The organism is Hyphomicrobium denitrificans 1NES1 (assembly GCF_000230975.2).
GTDB lineage: Bacteria > Pseudomonadota > Alphaproteobacteria > Rhizobiales > Hyphomicrobiaceae > Hyphomicrobium_B > Hyphomicrobium_B denitrificans_A.
Map to the genome: position 1 here is coordinate 2,804,581 of NC_021172.1, position 17,183 is coordinate 2,821,763.

At 60.5% G+C, this 17,183-nt stretch carries 14 protein-coding genes; 4 read left to right on the top strand and 10 right to left on the bottom strand.

Annotated elements, in window-relative coordinates:
• Nucleotides 1-95: 95 nt before the first annotated feature.
• From HYPDE_RS13450 to HYPDE_RS13475, 6 genes are all read right to left on the bottom strand, one after another.
• Nucleotides 96-1,511 carry an NAD(P)(+) transhydrogenase (Re/Si-specific) subunit beta gene (locus tag HYPDE_RS13450; protein ID WP_015599037.1) on the bottom strand — a complete coding sequence of 472 codons (1,416 nt, stop codon included), beginning with the start codon at nucleotides 1,509-1,511 and terminating at the stop codon, nucleotides 96-98.
• A gap of 68 nt (nucleotides 1,512-1,579) precedes the next feature.
• Nucleotides 1,580-2,035, bottom strand: coding sequence for a proton-translocating transhydrogenase family protein (locus HYPDE_RS13455; RefSeq protein WP_041320498.1), 456 nt, complete (start codon nucleotides 2,033-2,035; stop codon nucleotides 1,580-1,582).
• Nucleotides 2,036-2,132: 97 nt separating this feature from the next.
• On the bottom strand, nucleotides 2,133-3,275 hold the full coding sequence (locus tag HYPDE_RS13460) for a Re/Si-specific NAD(P)(+) transhydrogenase subunit alpha (RefSeq protein WP_015599039.1): 1,143 nt from the start codon (nucleotides 3,273-3,275) through the stop codon (nucleotides 2,133-2,135).
• Nucleotides 3,276-3,381: 106 nt separating this feature from the next.
• A complete protein-coding gene (locus tag HYPDE_RS13465) occupies nucleotides 3,382-3,525 on the bottom strand; it encodes an aa3-type cytochrome c oxidase subunit IV (protein WP_015599040.1) in 144 nt (47 codons plus the stop codon).
• A gap of 171 nt (nucleotides 3,526-3,696) precedes the next feature.
• Nucleotides 3,697-5,607, bottom strand: a complete 1,911-nt coding sequence (locus HYPDE_RS13470; RefSeq protein WP_015599041.1) for a potassium transporter Kup — start codon at nucleotides 5,605-5,607, stop codon at nucleotides 3,697-3,699.
• Nucleotides 5,608-5,792: 185 nt separating this feature from the next.
• Nucleotides 5,793-7,640 carry a M3 family oligoendopeptidase gene (locus HYPDE_RS13475; RefSeq protein WP_015599042.1) on the bottom strand — a complete coding sequence of 616 codons (1,848 nt, stop codon included), beginning with the start codon at nucleotides 7,638-7,640 and terminating at the stop codon, nucleotides 5,793-5,795.
• A gap of 347 nt (nucleotides 7,641-7,987) precedes the next feature.
• Between HYPDE_RS13475 and HYPDE_RS13480 the strand changes: the two genes are divergently transcribed.
• Nucleotides 7,988-9,496, top strand: a complete 1,509-nt coding sequence (locus HYPDE_RS13480; RefSeq protein ID WP_015599043.1) for a sigma-54-dependent transcriptional regulator — start codon at nucleotides 7,988-7,990, stop codon at nucleotides 9,494-9,496.
• A 309-nt stretch (nucleotides 9,497-9,805) separates the two neighbouring features.
• Here the strand turns inward: HYPDE_RS13480 and HYPDE_RS19630 are convergent, their stop codons facing one another.
• Entirely contained in the window at nucleotides 9,806-9,988 is a 183-nt protein-coding gene (locus HYPDE_RS19630; RefSeq protein ID WP_244437651.1) for a hypothetical protein, read from the bottom strand.
• Nucleotides 9,989-9,998: 10 nt separating this feature from the next.
• Between HYPDE_RS19630 and HYPDE_RS13490 the strand changes: the two genes are divergently transcribed.
• The gene (locus tag HYPDE_RS13490) at nucleotides 9,999-11,861 is read left to right on the top strand and encodes a L,D-transpeptidase family protein (protein ID WP_244437653.1); all 1,863 of its coding nucleotides are present in this window, start codon (nucleotides 9,999-10,001) and stop codon (nucleotides 11,859-11,861) included.
• A 219-nt stretch (nucleotides 11,862-12,080) separates the two neighbouring features.
• The gene (locus HYPDE_RS13495) at nucleotides 12,081-13,622 is read left to right on the top strand and encodes a DUF882 domain-containing protein (protein ID WP_041320499.1); all 1,542 of its coding nucleotides are present in this window, start codon (nucleotides 12,081-12,083) and stop codon (nucleotides 13,620-13,622) included.
• Nucleotides 13,623-13,669: 47 nt separating this feature from the next.
• On the opposite strand, the gene HYPDE_RS13500 is transcribed toward HYPDE_RS13495, so the two are convergent.
• The 3 genes from HYPDE_RS13500 to HYPDE_RS13510 form a co-directional block, all read right to left on the bottom strand.
• Nucleotides 13,670-14,599 (bottom strand): LysR substrate-binding domain-containing protein, encoded by a 930-nt coding sequence (locus HYPDE_RS13500; RefSeq protein ID WP_015599047.1) that lies wholly within the window; start codon nucleotides 14,597-14,599, stop codon nucleotides 13,670-13,672.
• 299 nt (nucleotides 14,600-14,898) lie between these two features.
• A complete protein-coding gene (locus tag HYPDE_RS13505; protein ID WP_015599049.1) occupies nucleotides 14,899-15,192 on the bottom strand; it encodes a DUF2312 domain-containing protein in 294 nt (97 codons plus the stop codon).
• Between the two features lie 188 nt (nucleotides 15,193-15,380).
• A complete protein-coding gene (locus HYPDE_RS13510) occupies nucleotides 15,381-15,689 on the bottom strand; it encodes a DUF1244 domain-containing protein (protein ID WP_015599050.1) in 309 nt (102 codons plus the stop codon).
• 177 nt (nucleotides 15,690-15,866) lie between these two features.
• On the opposite strand from HYPDE_RS13510, the gene HYPDE_RS13515 reads away from it, so the two are divergent.
• Entirely contained in the window at nucleotides 15,867-17,162 is a 1,296-nt protein-coding gene (locus tag HYPDE_RS13515; protein ID WP_015599051.1) for a glycerate kinase type-2 family protein, read from the top strand.
• The last annotated feature ends 21 nt before the right edge of the window (nucleotides 17,163-17,183 follow it).

Consider the following 17,183-nt stretch of genomic DNA (forward strand, 5'->3'; position numbering starts at 1 on the left):
GCGCTTATACCAGACCAATCCCGCTGTCGCGCAGGCCATGCAGCGATGGCTGCACACCTGTTGCAGATGGGCCCCGGAACGAGCGCAGAAGCGGACTAATGGGCGAGCGCTTTAACAATCTCTTCGGTCATTTTCTTGGCGTCGCCAAGAACCATGACGGTATTGTCGCGGTAGAAGACCGGGTTGTCGATGCCGGCATAGCCGGAAGCCAGCGAGCGCTTATTGAAGAACACGGTTCCGGCTTTCCAGACCTGAAGAACCGGCATCCCGTAAATCGGTGAGGTTTTGTCCTCTTCCGCCGCCGGATTCACCACGTCGTTGGCGCCGATCACATAAACGGCGTCAGCCTGCGAGAACTCGCTGTTGATGTCCTCAAGCTCGAAGACCTCGTCGTAGGGAACGTTTGCCTCGGCCAACAGCACGTTCATGTGACCCGGCATACGGCCCGCCACAGGGTGGATGGCGTACTTCACCTCGACGCCCTTCTTCTTCAGTGCGTCGGCCATTTCGCGAAGTGCGTGCTGCGCCTGCGCGACCGCCATGCCGTAGCCTGGAACGACAATGACTTTCCCGGCATTGCCGAGCACGTAGGCGGCGTCTTCCGCCGATCCGAGCTTGACGGGCTTCTGCTCGCCGCCGCCTGCAGCCGCAGCCGTCTCGCCGCCGAAGCCTCCCGCGATGACCGACAGGAACTGGCGGTTCATGCCTTTGCACATGATGTAGGACAGAATGGCGCCTGACGAGCCGACGAGCGCGCCGGTGATGATCAGCGCGATGTTGCCGAGCGTGAAGCCGATACCGGCCGCAGCCCATCCCGAATAGGAGTTCAGCATCGAGATGACGACCGGCATGTCGGCGCCGCCGATCGGTATGATGATCAGGATTCCGATCAGCAGGGAGAGAAGAACGATCAGCCAGAACAGCCATGCCGATCCGGCGGACTGGATGAAACTGTAGATAACGAAGATCAGGATCAGGCCAAGCGCCACATTGACGAGATGGCGCGCCGGAAGAAGGATCGGCTTGCCGGACATGCGTCCCGAAAGCTTGGCGAACGCGATAACCGAGCCGGTGAACGTAATGGCGCCAATGGCGATACCGAGCGCCATTTCGAACAGGCTGCCGCCCTTGATGCCGAGCGCGGGATTGGCGGGATCGGCAAGAATTCCGAACGCCGACGGCGCATAAAGTGCGCTCGCCGCCACGAACACCGCTGCGAGGCCGACCAGCGAGTGGAAGGCTGCGATCAGCTCCGGCATCATCGTCATCGGAATTTCGCGCGCCGTCTTGGCGCCGATGAAACCGCCGATGCCGATACCGAGAACGATCAAGATCCAGGACGTCGCCGTCGGCGCCGCGAGCCCGAGCGTCGTCAGGATCGCGATCGTCATTCCGACGATGCCGAACAGGTTGCCCCGCCGCGATGTCGCCGGGCTCGACAAACCTCTAAGCGCCAGGATGAAGAGCACGCCCGCGGCGAGATAGGATAATGCGGCGATATTTGCGGACATTGGATCGTTTCCCAGGCCTAGTTCTTCATGCTGCTTTCAAATTCGTCGGACTCGGAGAAGGCGGCGCGTCAGCCGTTCTTCTTCGCCGGCGCGTCTTTCTTTTTGTACATGGAGAGCATGCGATTGGTGACGAGGAAGCCACCGAAGATGTTCACGGAGGCCATCGTCAATGCGAGAAAGCCGAATATCTTGGCGACGGAACTATCCGATGTCGTCAGCGATACACCGACCGCCAGCAATGCGCCGACGACGATGACGGAGGAGATCGCGTTCGTGACACTCATCAACGGCGTATGCAGCGCCGGCGTCACCGACCAAACGACGTAGTAGCCGACGAACACCGCGATTACGAAGACCATGAACTCGTAGACCGAGGGGCTGACCAGCCCGCCACCTTCGGAAGCAAAGGCCGCGGTCGGCAGCAACAGTGCGGCGGCCAGCGCCGACAGAAACGCGCGTTTCATCGATACAGGTCCCCGTGACGAAGTGGGATGGAAAGCTCGGCGGACGGTTTCATTCGACATGTCGTTACCCGCGGTTGTCGCGCTTCGATCAAACATCAATCTCGCGTCCGCTCCCGCGCTCCCGGCTGGAAGGTTAGGATGGGACAAATACACTTCTTCAGCTTCCCGCGGCTTGCAGGTTCGGATGGACGATCTGGCCGCCTTTGGCGACAAGCGTGCCCTTGACCAGCTCGTCGTCCCAATTGACCGCCAGTGTCTTTTCCTTTTTGTCGAACATCGTCCCCTCCAGGAAGGCCAAGAGGTTTTTCGCGTAGAGGCTCGATGCGTTGACGGCGATGCTGCCCGCCAGATTGAGAGGCGCGAAAATTTTGACGCCGTTCGGCGTTTCGATCGTCTTGCCCGGCTCGGTCAGTTCCGTATTGCCGCCGCGCTCGGCCGCGAGATCGACGATCACCGAGCCCGGTTTCATGCTCTCGATCATCGCGCGTGAAATAAGTTTTGGAGCCGGTCGGCCCGGAATCAGCGCCGTCGTAATGACGAGATCCTGATTCTTGACGTGCTGGGCGACAAGCTCGGCTTGCTTGGCCTGATACTCCGCGCTCATCGGCTTGGCGTAGCCCGCTGCCGTCTGCGCCTGCTTGAACTCGTCGTCCTCGACCGCGATGAACTTGGCGCCCAAAGACTGCACCTGCTCTTTGGTTGCGGGGCGAACATCCGTCGCCGTCACCTGCGCGCCGAGACGCCGTGCCGTAGCGATCGCCTGCAAGCCCGCAACGCCGACGCCCATGATGAAGGCTTTTGCGGCCGGAACGGTGCCAGCCGGCGTCATCATCATCGGCAGCGCCTGGCCGAACATCGCTGCGCCGTCGACGACTGCCTTGTAGCCTGCGAGGTTCGCCTGGCTCGAGAGGACGTCCATCGACTGCGCACGCGTGGTTCTCGGCATGAATTCCATCGAGAAGACCGTCGCGCCGGCTCCAGCGAGCGCAGCAAGCGCGGCCCGATCGCCGTACGGGTCGATCATCGCTGCGACGATGGCGCCCGGCTTCAACGCTGCAACATCCTCGATACTCGGGCGTCGGACTGCCAGCAGAATGTCGGCGCCGTAAAGCGCTTCCGAACGAGTTACGATATCTGCCCCTGCGGCACGATAAGCGTCGTCGGAAAAGCGCGATCTTGCACCAGCACCCGATTCGATACGCACTTTGGCGCCAAGTGCGGTGAACTTCTTCACCGTATCGGGCGAAACCGCAACACGCGGTTCATCCGCCGATTCACTGGTGACAGCTATCGTGACCATGTCTCAGCCCAATTGAAGTGATGTCACCGGCCGGAAGCCGGGATCAGAAAGGGCAGACCCGAGAGAGCCTGCCCCGCATGAATTCACTTGCGTGGCCTGAAGAGCCTCAGACCAAGAAGAATTTCATACCGACAAGCACAAGCGCTCCAATCAAGACGGCTATTTTCGCAAAGCGCACGAAGCCGGCATAAGTTTTTTGATGCTCAGCATAGTCCATGGCCGAGTGGCCGTTCGAAAAATCGACACTCACGTTGTCATCTCCCCAGATGCGGACCCAGTAAATCGCTACCCGGTTGGTACCTTAAGACTTGATGTGCTTCAAGTCATTCAGGGTCTGGACTTTTAGTTCATGCGTCAGTCCGACCCGCACCGTTAGGGTCAGAATGGGTTGCTATAGAGGCCGTTGCGGCCCCAGGGCACGCTAGATGGCAACCTGGGTTCCGACCTCGACGACCCGGTCGGTGGGGATTTGGAAGTAGGTCGTGGCGTCCTCGGCGCTGGCCGCAAGGGCGATGAACAGACGCTCCTGCCAGCGTGGCAGTTCCGACTTTGGCGTCTTGCGCAGCGAACGGCGCGACAGGAAGAACGAGGTTGCGCCGATATCGATGTTGCAGTCCTTGCGGCGGGCATGCTCAAGGATTTTCGGTACGCTTGGAGTTTCCATGAATCCGTATCTGGCCACAATACGGATGAAGTGGTCGGAGACACGTTCGATTGCAATCCGCTCGTGGCGAGCGACCCTCGGCGTTTCCACGGTGCGGATCGATAGTAGAATATTGCGTTCGTGCATGACGCGATTGTGCTTCAAGTTGTGCATCATAGACGTCGGCGCGGCATAAGGGTCGCCAGTCAGGAACACTGCCGTTCCGGGTACGCGGTGCGGAGGTTTTGCCTCAAGTTTGCGGACCAGCCAGTCGAGATCGGCCTCGTTGCGCTTCGTCAGCTTCACCAACAGGCGCGACCCTCTGACCCACGTGAACATGATGATCGCCAACATGCAGGCGATGACGAGCGGCACCCAACCGCCCTCAAGAAGCTTCAATACGTTCGCCGAGAAGAATGCCTGCTCGATCAGCAGCAACGGAATGACGACCAAGGCGACGCGCCATAAGGGCCATTCCCAGCACTTCCAGATAACGAAGAAGGCCATCAGCGTGTCGATGACCATCGCCGCAGTGACCGAAACGCCGTAAGCCGCCGCCAGATTGGACGAGGTGCGAAAAGCGAAGATCACCATAACGACGAATACGAACAGCATCCAGTTTACGCGCGGAATATAGATCTGGCCCGCGATGCTCTCAGATGTGTGTTTGATTTCGAAGCGAGGAATAAGGCCGAGCTGGATGGCTTGGCGCGTCAATGAGAATGCGCCGGTAATGACGGCCTGACTGGCGATTACTGTTGCGAATGTCGACAGGATCAGCATCGGAACCAGCGCAAATTGCGGATAGAGACGGTAAAATGGGTTCTCGATCGCGTTCGCGTCGTTCATCACGAGCGCGCCCTGACCGAAATAGTTGAGGACCAGCGCCGGCATCACGAAATAGAGCCACGACACCGTGATCGGCCGGCGTCCGAAATGGCCAAGGTCGGCATAGAGCGCTTCGGCTCCGGTGCATGCGAGAAACACAAGCCCCATCACGGTCAAACCAAGCACGCCGTGCGTATAGACGAATTCGACTCCGTAGAGCGGATTGAGGGCCAAGAGAACGTGCAGGTTGTCGGCAATGTGCATCAGGCCGCCGAGCGCCAGGATGGCGAACCACACCGCCATGATGGGGCCGAAAAACCGCGCCACCCTCGCCGTACCGTGAGACTGCATCCAGAAAAGTCCCGTCAGTACGATCAGGGCCGCCGGAATGACTGCAACTTCGAACTGCGGTGCAACGAGCGTCAAGCCTTCGACGGCCGACAGCACCGAAATGGCCGGAGTGATAACGGCGTCACCATAAAAGAACGATGCGCCAGCGATCCCGAAAGCCGCAAGCAGCGGAGCGCTGCGGCGCGCGACGCTCTGGCCGAGTGCCATCAGGGCAAACATGCCGCCCTCGCCCTTGTTGTCGGCGCGCAGCAGCAGCAGCACGTACTTCACCGTGACGACGAAGGTCATGCTCCAGAAGATCAGCGACAGGACGCCGAGCGTCGCCTCCGCGACCGTGCCCCGGTGCGACGCCGCCGTGATCGCTTCCTTGAAGGCGTAAAGCGGACTCGTGCCGATGTCGCCAAAGACGACACCGACGGAGCCTAAAGCCAGAGCCCAGAAGTTCTTGCTGTCATGCCCTTCCACAGCGCCGAAATCAGCGGCCTGGAGAGAGGCTTGCGGTTGTGCCATTCCGGCGCCTCAACCTGTCGAGAAGCTGCGACGCAGCAAAAGTGGCGGGTGTCTACTCCGAGAGGCTGGCAATGGGAAGCGGCAAAATCGACCGCTGCCCACCTGCGACGGGTTGACAATGCGCGGGCTGCCGGATTCGTTTCCGCCCGCTACCTTATTTCCGGCCGAGCGTGCCTAATCTGCACTCAAGCCATCGTTTCAAGCTCGTCGATCATACCCTCGATGACCTTTAACCCCTTGTTCCAAAACTCGGGGTCGCGGGCATCGAGGCCGAACGGCGCCAGCATTTCAGAATGGTGTTTCGACCCCCCTGCTTTCAAGAGGTCGAAGTATTTCGCGACGAAACCAGGGTGCGCTTCGGCATAGAGGCCATAGAGCGAATTTACGAGGCAGTCCCCGAACGCGTAGGCATAGACGTAGAAGGGGGAATGAATGAAGTGGGGGACATAGGTCCAGAAAACTTCGTATCCGGGTTTGAGATCGATCGCCGGCCCGAGGCTTTCCGCCTGCACTTCAAGCCAGATGGCGTTGATCCGGTCGGATGTCAGTTCGCCTTGGCGCCGTTCCTCATGAACCTTACGTTCGAACGTATAGAACGCGATCTGGCGGACGACCGTATTGAGCATGTCCTCGACCTTGCCCGCGATCATCGCCTTCTTCTCGCGCTTGTCCTTCGTCTCAGCGAGGATGGCCTTGAACGTCAGCATCTCGCCGAAGACAGACGCCGTCTCGGCAAGCGTCAGCGGCGTCGGGGCAAGCAGCGGACCCTGGGCGCGCGCCAGCCATTGATGCACGCCGTGCCCCAGCTCGTGTGCAAGCGTCATAACATCGCGCGGTTTGCCGAGGTAATTCATCATCACGTAAGGATGTACCGACGGCACGGTCGAAGCTGAGAACGCACCCGGCGCCTTGCCTGGCTTGACCGCTGCATCGATCCAGTTCTTGTCGAAAAACTGCTTTGCGATCGTCGCCATTTCCGGCGCGAAATTTCCGTAAGCCTTCAGCACGATTTTCTCGGCTTCCGCCCAGCCGATTGTCCGTTCGGGCTTGTCGGGCAGCGGTGCATTGCGATCCCACGACGCCAACTTCTTCTTGCCGAGCCACTTTGCCTTCATTGCATAATAGCGGTGCGAAAGTTGCGGATAGGCGGCGCGCACGCTCGACACCAGCGCATCGACGACGGGGGCCTCGACCCGGTTCGCGAGGTTGCGGCTGTCGGCAACGTCCTTGAAGTTGCGCCAGCGATCGGAAATTTCCTTGTCTTTCGCCAGCGTGTTCGTGATCAGCGTGAACAGCGGCAGATTTGCCTTGAAAACCTTGCTCAGGGCTTTGGAGGCGGCCTTGCGCTTCTTTTCATCGGGGCTGGAAAGGAAATTCAGTGTCGGCTCAAGCGTCAGCGGCGCTTTTTCGCCTTTGACCTCGAACTTCAGCGCAGACATCGTCTCGTCGAAAAGACGGTTCCAGGCGCCGCGGCTCGTCTGCGATTTTTCCGTGAAAAGCCGTTCGAGCTTTTCATCGAGCTGATGGGGCTTTTCCTTGCGAAGGTCGGCAAGCCACGGCTTGAAGCGCTTCAGCTCTTTGTGCTTCGTCGCAGCTTCGAGCGTTTCGTCGTCGATCTGGTTGAGTTCGAGTTCGAAGAAAATCAGGTCTGTGTAAAGTTTCGTCAGCGCCTCGGAAATGTCGCCATTGAACTTGGCGCGCACCGGATCGGTCTGATCGAGCACATAATAGAGCCCGGCGTACGATCCGAGCTTGCCGACCAGATCCGACAGTTTTTCATAATCCTTGATCGCACCGGCGAGCTTGCCTTCGTCTCTGGCGAGGTCGCCAAGGCGGCCTTGGTACGCTGCCTTGATGCGCGTTGCTTCCTTTGCCGCAGCCTTGAGATCGCGTTGAACCTCCGGCGCATCCGGCGCCTTGTAAAGATCGCTCAGATCCCATTCCGGCATCGCGCCGAGCCGCGAAGCTTTCGTCGCGCGGCCGGCTCCCGATCGCAGTGCAGTCGTCGATTTACGGGAAGGTTCGCGGCCCATGGGATTCCTTTCAGGGACTTGGAGGGTGAGCGGCCGGGAGCGTTAGCATACCTTGGCAGCGAGGCAAATTTGGCTATCGGGCGCTCAGCACGCAAGACCTTGCCGCTCGCCGTTCCCCGTCTTCGAAGTCACACGACCCCCGGATTCGCCGCCAGCCAACCGGTTTTTCAGGGTGTTTTAACGCCCCCGAAAAATGCGCCACACGGAAACGTTCCATTTACTCAAATACGGCACTCTCGCCCCTGTTGCGTTATTTGCCGGTCACCGAATGTCAGAAGCTGGGTCAATTCCGGCTCGGCGGCAGGGGACAGCATCCAGTGTGTCAGTAAATGTAAAGTTGCGTGCCCATGTCCAAGCGTGTTCTGATCGTCGATGACGATCCTGCCCAACGGCGTATTCTCGAAGAGACGATCAAGCGTTTCGGTTTCGAAACCAAGACGTGCGGTTCGGGCGAGCAGGCCCTCCAAATTCTCGAATCGCAAGATCGCGATCCGATTGCCCTGGTGCTCCTCGATCTCGTGATGCCGGGTGTCGACGGCATGGCCGTTCTCGACCGTGTCGGGCACGTCCAGGGGATGCCGCCAATCATCGTGCAAACTGCCCATGGCTCCATCGAAACGGCCATCAATGCGATGCGCCGGGGCGCCGTCGATTTTGTCGTCAAGCCGGCATCTCCCGAGCGGCTCGAGGTTTCGATTAAGAGCGCCTTGAAGATCGAAGCCCTTGCGGGTGAAATCAACCGCATCAAGAAAAAGGTCGAAGGAACGCTGACGTTCGGCGACCTCGTCATGCGCGGCGAAGCCATGAAGCGAGTGATCTCGCTCGGCAAGCGCGCCGCCGCTTCCAACATTCCGGTTTTGATCGAAGGCGAAAGCGGCGTCGGCAAGGAGCTGATCGCGCGCGCCATCCAAGGCGAGAGCGATCGTGCAGGCCGGCCGTTCATCACGGTCAACTGCGGAGCCATCCCGGAAAATCTCGTCGAAAGCATTCTCTTCGGACATGAGAAGGGATCGTTCACCGGGGCCGTCGACAAGCGGATCGGGAAATTTCAAGAAGCCGACGGAGGGACGCTCTTCCTCGACGAAGTCGGCGAACTGCCGCTTGACGCACAGGTGAAGCTGCTCCGTGCGCTTCAGGAAGGCGAAATCGATCCCGTTGGATCGAAGAAGCCCGTGAAGGTCAACTTCCGGCTGATCTCGGCGACGAACCGCGACATGATCCAGTTGGTCAAGGACGGCAAGTTCCGCGAGGACCTTTATTACAGACTGAACGTCTTCCCGATCTTCGTGCCGCCGCTGCGCGAGCGCATCGAAGACGTTCCGGAGCTTGCACGTCACTTCGCAGCCCGCTTCGCCGCCGAAGAAGGGAAGCGCGTCGTCACGATTTCCGAGCGCGCCATGGCACTTCTGCAAGCCTATTCGTGGCCCGGCAACGTCCGCCAGCTCGAGAACACGATTTTCCGAGCCGTCGTGCTTGCCGACGGGCCGGAGCTGACGGTTGCCGAGTTCCCGCAGATCGCCGCCCATGTCGACGGGTTCGATGCGGAAATTCCGGCAGCGCCGGCGACCGTCCAAAAGCAGCCTGCCTACACGGGCCCGGCGCTCATCGGCGCGGAAAGTACGGTCCCTCATACCGTCGAGATGAAATCGTCGGCATCGGGCAGCTCGCTCGGCATTCAGGCCGTCGCCGAGGATGGCGAGATCCGTTCACTCGAAGCGATTGAAGCCGACATGATCCGCTTGGCGCTAGGGCGATATCGCGGTCATATGACAGAAGTCGCCAAGAGGCTGAATATCGGCCGCTCGACGCTTTACCGGAAAATGCAGGAATACGGGCTCGAACCGAGGCCCAACTGAGATTCCCGCCCGCGTTGCAGCGCGGACGGGGGCTGCGTGTGCCCTGGTCCGGTGGGGCGGCCGCACGCAACCGGAGAGCTTCCCTCCCGCCAGACTTCCCCGTTGGCGCGATGTCATAGCCGTCGAGCCGAAACGAGAGCGAGCCCTTTCGCCCTCGACGCAAAAGCCTCGGCTGCATCCGGGGCTTTTGCACTTTTGGGCGAGGTGCCGTTAGCTTGAACCAATCCGCCAGTTGCAGCGTTGGCCATCGGAAGTAGCAACACTTTCGCCATAGCTTCATGCAATACAGTTATCTGACCGCCAGACTGGTCAGGCGGCATGTCGGCGGTTATCAATGAAATGCGCCGACTCCGGCGAGTGGAAGGTAAATTTCGTAATGCGCGTGTCGTGTCTTGTGGCGGTCGGCTTGTTACTGAGCTGCGGTCCAATTTCAAACGTGTACGCGGCTGCTTCCGACGAAAGTTCGGAAAGTTCGCCCGCCTCCAGCGGCATCGAGACCGCGATGCGCCCCCAAGCTGCTCCCGCCGAGACGGCGCCAGACAGCCCGGCAGCGGAACCAGCTCAAAGCTCCTCATCTGATGCTTCGGTCAGCGGCAATTCTGCGGCCACACCCCATGTCGCGGCGGTTGATCACCTCATCTACCTGCCGGTCGGCGCCTATCTCGATGCGAACAAAAGAAAGCTCTTCAGTAAAGTCGATAACGGCGACCGCGAGGCTCTACAGCAGTTCTATGGCTCGCGCATGGGCGCGACGCTGTGGGTCGACAAAAATGGCTATACTCAAGATGCGCAAAACCTGATCGCAGCCCTGAAGGATGCCGATAACTGGGGTCTGCGCTCCCAGGACTACAAGATTCCCGATCTCAAACCGTCGGCCAACGGCGAATATGGCCTCAATGATCTAACCGATGCCGAGACGCAGCTGTCGCTCGACGCCCTGACTTACGCCCGCGATGCGCGCGGCGGGCGTATCATCAATCCGCCGGAGCAGCTCTCGGGTTATCTCGACCGGAAACCGCAACTGGTCGAGCCGCACACCGTCATCGAGGCGCTGGCATCGGCGCCGGACAAGGGCGCTTATCTCAAGTCATTGCAGCCCCAAAACAAACAGTTCGAATTGCTGCGGCAGAAACTTCTGGCACTCAGATCCGGCGCGAATGGCGAAACGGTCAATATTCCGAACGGTCCGAACCTGGCGCCGGGCAAAAGCAGCCCGCAGATCGCGCTGATCCGCAAGGCACTGAAGGTACCGGCGCCGTCCGTTCAGGCCGACGGAAGGCCGGCCGACGAGACCTATTATGACGACGATCTGGCGCGTGCCGTCGAAGCCTACAAGGCGAAGAAAGGCATCGAACCGGTCACGCCGACGATCACGGCGGCGGTCCGCCGCTCGTTGAATGGTGACGACGGCATCAGCGAGTGGAAACTCCTCGCCAACATGGAAGAGTGGCGCTGGATGCCGGAAGATCTCGGCAAGTTCTATGTCGCCGTCAACATTCCGGATTTCAAAGTTCGCGTCGTCAAGAACGGCGAAGTGGTTTTCGACGAACGCATCGTGACCGGCAGCGTCAACAGGCAGACGCCGATCTTTTCCGATTTGATGCGCACGGTTGTCTTCCAGCCGCGCTGGAACGTGCCGGATTCGATCAAGATCAAAGAATTGCTACCCGGTCTCAGGGCGGGCGGCGATCCGCTTCGCCGCCAGGGTCTGGTGATGGAGCGCAACGGCCGTCGCATCAATGCGTGGAACGTCAACTGGTATCAGACCGATATCCGCAACTTCAACGTCTACCAGCCGCCGGGCGGCGGAAACGCGCTTGGCGTCGTCAAATTCCTGTTCCCGAACTCGCATGCGGTCTATCTGCACGATACGCCGAGCAAGGGCTTGTTCAACGAGAGCGTCCGGGCGTTCAGCCACGGCTGTATGCGCGTGCGCAATCCGGTCCAACTTGCAGAATTAATTCTCGCCCATGACAAGGGTTGGGACAAAGCCACCGTCGACAATCTCGCGGCGAAGGGACCGGAAGAGAATGAAATCTCGTTGGATCATCCGATCCCGGTTCACATCACCTACTTTACGGCGCACGTCGGCGACGATGGCGAGGTCGAGAGCTTCGGCGACATCTACGGCCACGAGAAGCGCATCACACTGGCGCTGCAGGGCAAGTGGAACCAGATCGACAAGACCAAGGAGCCGAAGATCACACCGGACGATATCGGCTTCGACGAAGATGCCGACAGCCGCCATCGCGGTGACGACGACGATTGGTTCGGGGTCAGCGACAACGACGATCGGCGCCACGGCCGCAAACGCTACGACGGCGGCCTCAATCACTTCTTCCAAAAGGTTCTCGGCGGCCTCTGAGAGCTGAGACTTCACGCGATCGCTGACGGGGCTGGCCGGCTATTCGGCCGGCCCCTTTTTTCGCGGCCGAGCATCCCCGCCCTTTTATCGCCCCTTCCGGGTCGTTAGATGCGCATCGGATAGTTACTGCGTCTTAAGGGTTCGGGGGTTACCCAATTGGAGCCGAGCATTGTCGGCCCCAGTCGGGCTTGGGGATTTTGCGTAGGGACGGGGGATTTCGTGCTGCTTCGCCGCTCAGGCGTCGTGTTCGGTTTTGCTGCGCTAGCCGCGGCGGTGTGCCTGCATGCCGACAACATTACTGCGGCCAGCCAACCCAACGAACGCACGATCTCGCTTTATCACATTCATACGCACGAACGCCTGACGGTCACGTACAAGCGCGACGGGAAGTACATTCCCGAGGCCATGAAGCAGATCAATTGGATCATGCGTGACTGGCGCAAGAACGAGGTGAAGGAGATCGCTCCCGCGACGATCGATCTTGCCTGGGAAATGCATGAGGAACTCGGCTCCAAGGAACCGATCAACATCATCTGCGGCTATCGTTCTTCGGGGACCAATGAAATGCTGCGCCGAACGGTCGGCGGGCAGGCGAAATTCAGCCAGCACATCACCGGCAAGGCGATCGATATTACGTTCCCCGACATTCCACTCAAAAAAATGCGCTATTCGGCGCTGATCCGCGAACGCGGCGGCGTTGGGTATTATCCGACCTCCGGCATTCCGTTCGTTCACGTCGATACTGCGAATGTCCGGATGTGGCCGCGTATGCCGCGCTATGAGCTGGCGCTGCTCTTTCCGAACGGACGTTCGAAATACGTGCCGACCGACGGCCGTCCCATCACGCCCGGCGACGTCAAGGTCGCGCAGAGCAAGTTCCATGGCCTTGCCGTCCAAGTGGCGGAGTTCTTTCGCGATCGGCTGACACCCGGCTCGTCGCGCACGATGGTGGCTTCCGCAGAAGTCGGCACAGGCAGCAAACGTCTCGCTGTCGTTGCGTCGCTCGGCGGTTCGACGCGGCGCAATGTCAACCTGACGACGGAGCCCGATCCGGCGCTGAAGGACCCGAAGCCGTTTGCTCCGGCGCGCGTCGCCTCTCTATCACCGGCCGCCACCGACGGCGGTGCACCCCAGCTCGTGTCGACGCCACGTCTCGTAGAGCGCCCGTCGCACTTCACACCGACACCGTCGAAAGCCGACCGCAGCAAGCTTGACGCGCTGGTGGCAGCGGCCGCGACGACACCGATCCCGGAACTCGTCTCCGGTCCGAAACCGGCCGTACGTCCACAAAAGGCGCTTGCAGCCGCAGCGTTGGCTGAATCCGGCCATCCTCCGACGAAAGCTCAGCCGACGGCGCGCGTCGCCAGCCTCGATCCGGCTGCTGCAGCCAGCGTTTCCGATATGAGTCCCGACAGCCTCGGCAATGGCTGGGCGGAAGCTCCCGCTTTCGACGAGGATCACCCGGAAGAACTCGCGTACCGGCCGTTTCCGCTGGCGCCGTTACTGACGGACAATGCGGAGGCGCGCGATGCGCCGCTCGCGGACCTGCAGCGTCCGGATGTTGCCGCAACGCTCGACGCCCTCGACGATACGGGCCGCATCGCGCCGATGAAGTTCCGGCCAGGCCAGCAGCTTGCCGAGGAGATGTGGGCGCAGCAGTTCCAGGGCAAAGCTGTCCATGCCGAAGCCCTGATGGAACTGGCACAACGTCCGCCGCCGGCGGGAATTGAGAACCGCACCGTCCAGACCAGCGCACGCTGACCCGCAATTAGAAAGCGTACGCCCGGAAGCCGGGTGGCTCGGGTGGCTCACGCTTGCATCGCCGTCGCGCCGCGCTTCAGGGATGCTTGGCAAGCGACCGAGATCAGCTTCGAGAGAGCCAGAAAATCGTCGCGTCTCGGGCTTGATCGGCGCCAGGCGAGCCCAATCGCGCGCGAGGGCTCCGGATCGACGAAGCGTATGACTTTGATTTCGCGGCTGCGCCCTTCGACGCCAACGCAAATCTCCGGCAGCAGCGTAATGCCGAGACCGGCCGACACCATCTCGACAATCGTCGACAGGCTCGACGCACCGAACGTGTTGACGGCGTCGACCTGCTTCAGGCTGCAATAAGTCAGCGCCTGATCGCGGAGACAATGCCCTTCTTCGAGCAGCAACAGGCGGTCGCCTTCGACCATGTCCTTCGTGGCGCGCACGCGGCCTGAAAGCTTATTCGATTTCGGCACCGCGAGCAAAAAGCGATCGTCGAAGATCGATAACGTTTCGACGTCGGGATTCTTGATCGGCAGTGCCAGTAACAGGACATCAAGCTTGCCTTCGACAAGCTCGTCGGTCAGCGGCTGTGTCTGCGTCTCGCGAATGTAGAGTTCGAGATTTGGGTATTTGTCTTTCAGGAGAGGCAGCAGCGGCGGGAGCAGATAAGGCGCGACCGAGGGGATGACGCCGAGGCGCAAAGTGCCCGAAAGAATGCCGCCGGCGTGCTGCGCGTAATCGATCAGATTTCGCACGTCATTCAACAGCCGCTGCGCGCGAATGGCGATTTCCTCGCCCTTAGGCGTCAACTTGATGCCGCTTCGCGTGCGCTCGACGAGAGCGATGCCCAAAGAGGCTTCAAGGTCCTGGATCTGCATCGAAAGCGCGGGCTGGGTAACGGCGCACGCGTCCGCCGCCCTGCCGAAGTGCTGCTCCCGCGCCAGCGCATCGAAGTAGCGCAACTGCTTCAGAGTGACGTGAACCATCAGCTTGTCTAATGCCTACGTCAAGAAATGACGATTTGTTCTTATCACGGGCCGACACTAGATTTCCATCACGGGATGCACGGGAAAGGCATCACTTTTCCGAGCGCACCCGTTGGAATGACGGCCGCAAGGTTGTCTCTGCCAGCGCCGCCTGACCCTAGCGCCGAATGGGGCCAAGCGGCGCTGCTTTGTCTTGCGAGCGCCGGGAAAACAGTCGGGCCGCAGCGACGGATGCCGCGCGGCCCTCTCAATTGCTGATTTCATGTTTGGAGGCTGCTGCCGCAGCCTTGCTGAGCCGTTTACTCCGCCGCGATCATCGCGTCGACGACATGTTCCGCCGGGGCCTGGTCCAGCATCCCCAGCGCGTACATGTAGACTTCCAGGATGCTTTCTTCTTCCTGGCGCTCCTGGTTCGATTTCTTGCGCAGGCGCACGATCTGGCGCAGCGCCTTGACGTCGAAACCGACGGCCTTTGCCTCCGTGTACTTATCGCGGATGTCGCTTGCGATCTGCTTCTTTTCCTCTTCGAGGCGTTCGATCTGCTCGACGAACTGCCGCAATTGGTTTTGCGCCGAGGCCTGAAGCGTACTCATGGAGGCTCCTTGCTGATTTCAAGCTTTGCCCGAAGCTATCGGCGCGGGTGAAGCGCAGCAAGGCGATAAGCGAAGCAATCCATAGGGATATGTCCGACGATGCGCTTGACGTCACCGATGCCGCATACCGACTCACGGCTGAGCGCAGATCGTTCAAAGCCGTGGCTGGCTATCGTCGGCGCAGACGGCTAATGGCCGTGCGGGTGGGACTTCTCGAACGCGGCCTGCTGCTCGGCGGTCGCCTCTTTCTGGTATTTCGCCTGCCACTCGCGATAGGGCATTCCGTAGACGATCTCGCGCGCCTCGTCCTTCGACAGCTCCAGCCCCTTGGCAGTCGCGGCTTCGGCCATCCAATTCGACAGGCAGTTGCGGCAAAAGCCAGCGAGATTCATCAAATCGATGTTCTGGACATCGGTCCGCGAGCGCAAATGTTCGACGAGACGCCTGAAGGCCGCCGCCTCCAGCTCAAGTGTCGTCTGGGCGTCAAATGCCTTCATTGCTGCCTCCTTGCGAGTGTCCCATGCAATGGGCCCACCCTGAAGATAGGCTTGAACTGGCTCAGCGCACAGGGTTGTTGAACCTTCGATAAGCCTGCGGCCGATGATGCCTTGACGGGCGGAAGGCGATTGAGCAAATCACACCGACAAACACAATACTAATGGCTGGGGATGCATATGGCAGACGGAACGACCGGCAGCGTTCGCCAGACACTCGGCGCGCTGTTTGAAGCCGCCTACACCACAGCGCATCCCTCCACGTGCCTCCCACCGCACCTGCCCGAGGTGCCGGCAGGCGGGCGCATCATCGTCATCGGCGCCGGCAAGGGCTCGGCTGCGATGGCTGTCGCGGCCGAGGAGCACTACATCGCGACCGGTCAGGCCGAGGGCATCTCGGGGCTCATCTCGACGCGCCATGGGTTCGGGCTGCCGACGAAGATCATCAAGATCATGGAAGCCGGGCATCCGGTGCCGGACACGAATTCCGTCACCGGCGCGCAGCGCGCCATCGAACTTGCGAAGAGCGCCGGTCCCAAGGATCTCGTTCTGTGCCTCCTCTCAGGCGGCGCCTCGGCGATCTGGGCAGCGCCCGTTCCCGGCGTCAGCTTCGAAGCCAAGCAGGCGCTCACCAAACAGCTCCTCAAATCAGGCGCGCCCATTTCCGAGATGAATTGCGTCAGGAAGCATATCTCGCAGATCAAAGGCGGCAAGCTCGCGGCGGCCGTCTATCCGGCGCAACTGCTAACGCTCGCAATCTCCGACGTGCCCGGCGACAATCCGGATGAAATCGGATCGGGCCCGACGGTCGCCGATCGCTCGACGCTTGCCGACGCACGCGCCGTTCTCGCCAAGTGGAATATCACGCCCGATCCTGAGATCGCAAAGGCGCTGGCTGATCCGCAAAACGAAACGCTCAAGACGGGCGATTCGAAACTTGCCAATTCCAGCTACGCCATCGTTGCCGCTCCAAAAGCATCGCTTGAGACTGCGGGGCGTATTGCCAGTGGACACGGCTATCGCGTCATCATTCTCGGCGACGACCTCGAAGGCGAAGCTAGAGACGTCGCGCGTAAGCACGCCGAAATGGCGCTCGACGCCAAGCGGCGCGGCGAAAAGATCGCCATCATGTCGGGAGGCGAGCTAACGGTCACGGTGCGCGGGAACGGCTCCGGCGGACCGAACCAAGAATACGCGCTCGGACTCGCGATCGCCCTCAACGGCACGCCAGGAATTTCAGGACTTGCCGGAGATACGGACGGCATCGACGGCGGCGGCGGCAACGCAGGCGATCCTGCTGGAGCGATGGTCTTCCCGGATACCCTGAAGAGGGCGGAAGCCTTCAACCTCAATGCCGCCAGGATGCTGGAGAACAACGACTCGACGGGCTTCTTCCGCCCTATTGGCGACCTCATCCTGTGCGGACCTACGCAGACCAACGTCAACGATTTCCGGGTCATTCTCGTCGATCCGTAGGCCGGGGTCGTCATCGGTTCG

Bases quoted from the DNA above. Each gene is read 5' to 3' on its own strand.
- HYPDE_RS13450 (WP_015599037.1), bottom strand. From the start codon at position 1,511: ATGTCCGCAAATATCGCCGCATTATCCTATCTCGCCGCGGGCGTGCTC.
- HYPDE_RS13455 (WP_041320498.1), bottom strand. From the start codon at position 2,035: ATGTCGAATGAAACCGTCCGCCGAGCTTTCCATCCCACTTCGTCACGG.
- HYPDE_RS13460 (WP_015599039.1), bottom strand. From the start codon at position 3,275: ATGGTCACGATAGCTGTCACCAGTGAATCGGCGGATGAACCGCGTGTT.
- HYPDE_RS13470 (WP_015599041.1), bottom strand. From the start codon at position 5,607: ATGGCACAACCGCAAGCCTCTCTCCAGGCCGCTGATTTCGGCGCTGTG.
- HYPDE_RS13475 (WP_015599042.1), bottom strand. From the start codon at position 7,640: ATGGGCCGCGAACCTTCCCGTAAATCGACGACTGCACTGCGATCGGGA.
- HYPDE_RS13480 (WP_015599043.1), top strand. From the start codon at position 7,988: ATGTCCAAGCGTGTTCTGATCGTCGATGACGATCCTGCCCAACGGCGT.
- HYPDE_RS19630 (WP_244437651.1), bottom strand. From the start codon at position 9,988: ATGCCGCTGGAGGCGGGCGAACTTTCCGAACTTTCGTCGGAAGCAGCC.
- HYPDE_RS13490 (WP_244437653.1), top strand. From the start codon at position 9,999: ATGCGCCCCCAAGCTGCTCCCGCCGAGACGGCGCCAGACAGCCCGGCA.
- HYPDE_RS13500 (WP_015599047.1), bottom strand. From the start codon at position 14,599: ATGGTTCACGTCACTCTGAAGCAGTTGCGCTACTTCGATGCGCTGGCG.
- HYPDE_RS13505 (WP_015599049.1), bottom strand. From the start codon at position 15,192: ATGAGTACGCTTCAGGCCTCGGCGCAAAACCAATTGCGGCAGTTCGTC.
- HYPDE_RS13510 (WP_015599050.1), bottom strand. From the start codon at position 15,689: ATGAAGGCATTTGACGCCCAGACGACACTTGAGCTGGAGGCGGCGGCC.
- HYPDE_RS13515 (WP_015599051.1), top strand. From the start codon at position 15,867: ATGGCAGACGGAACGACCGGCAGCGTTCGCCAGACACTCGGCGCGCTG.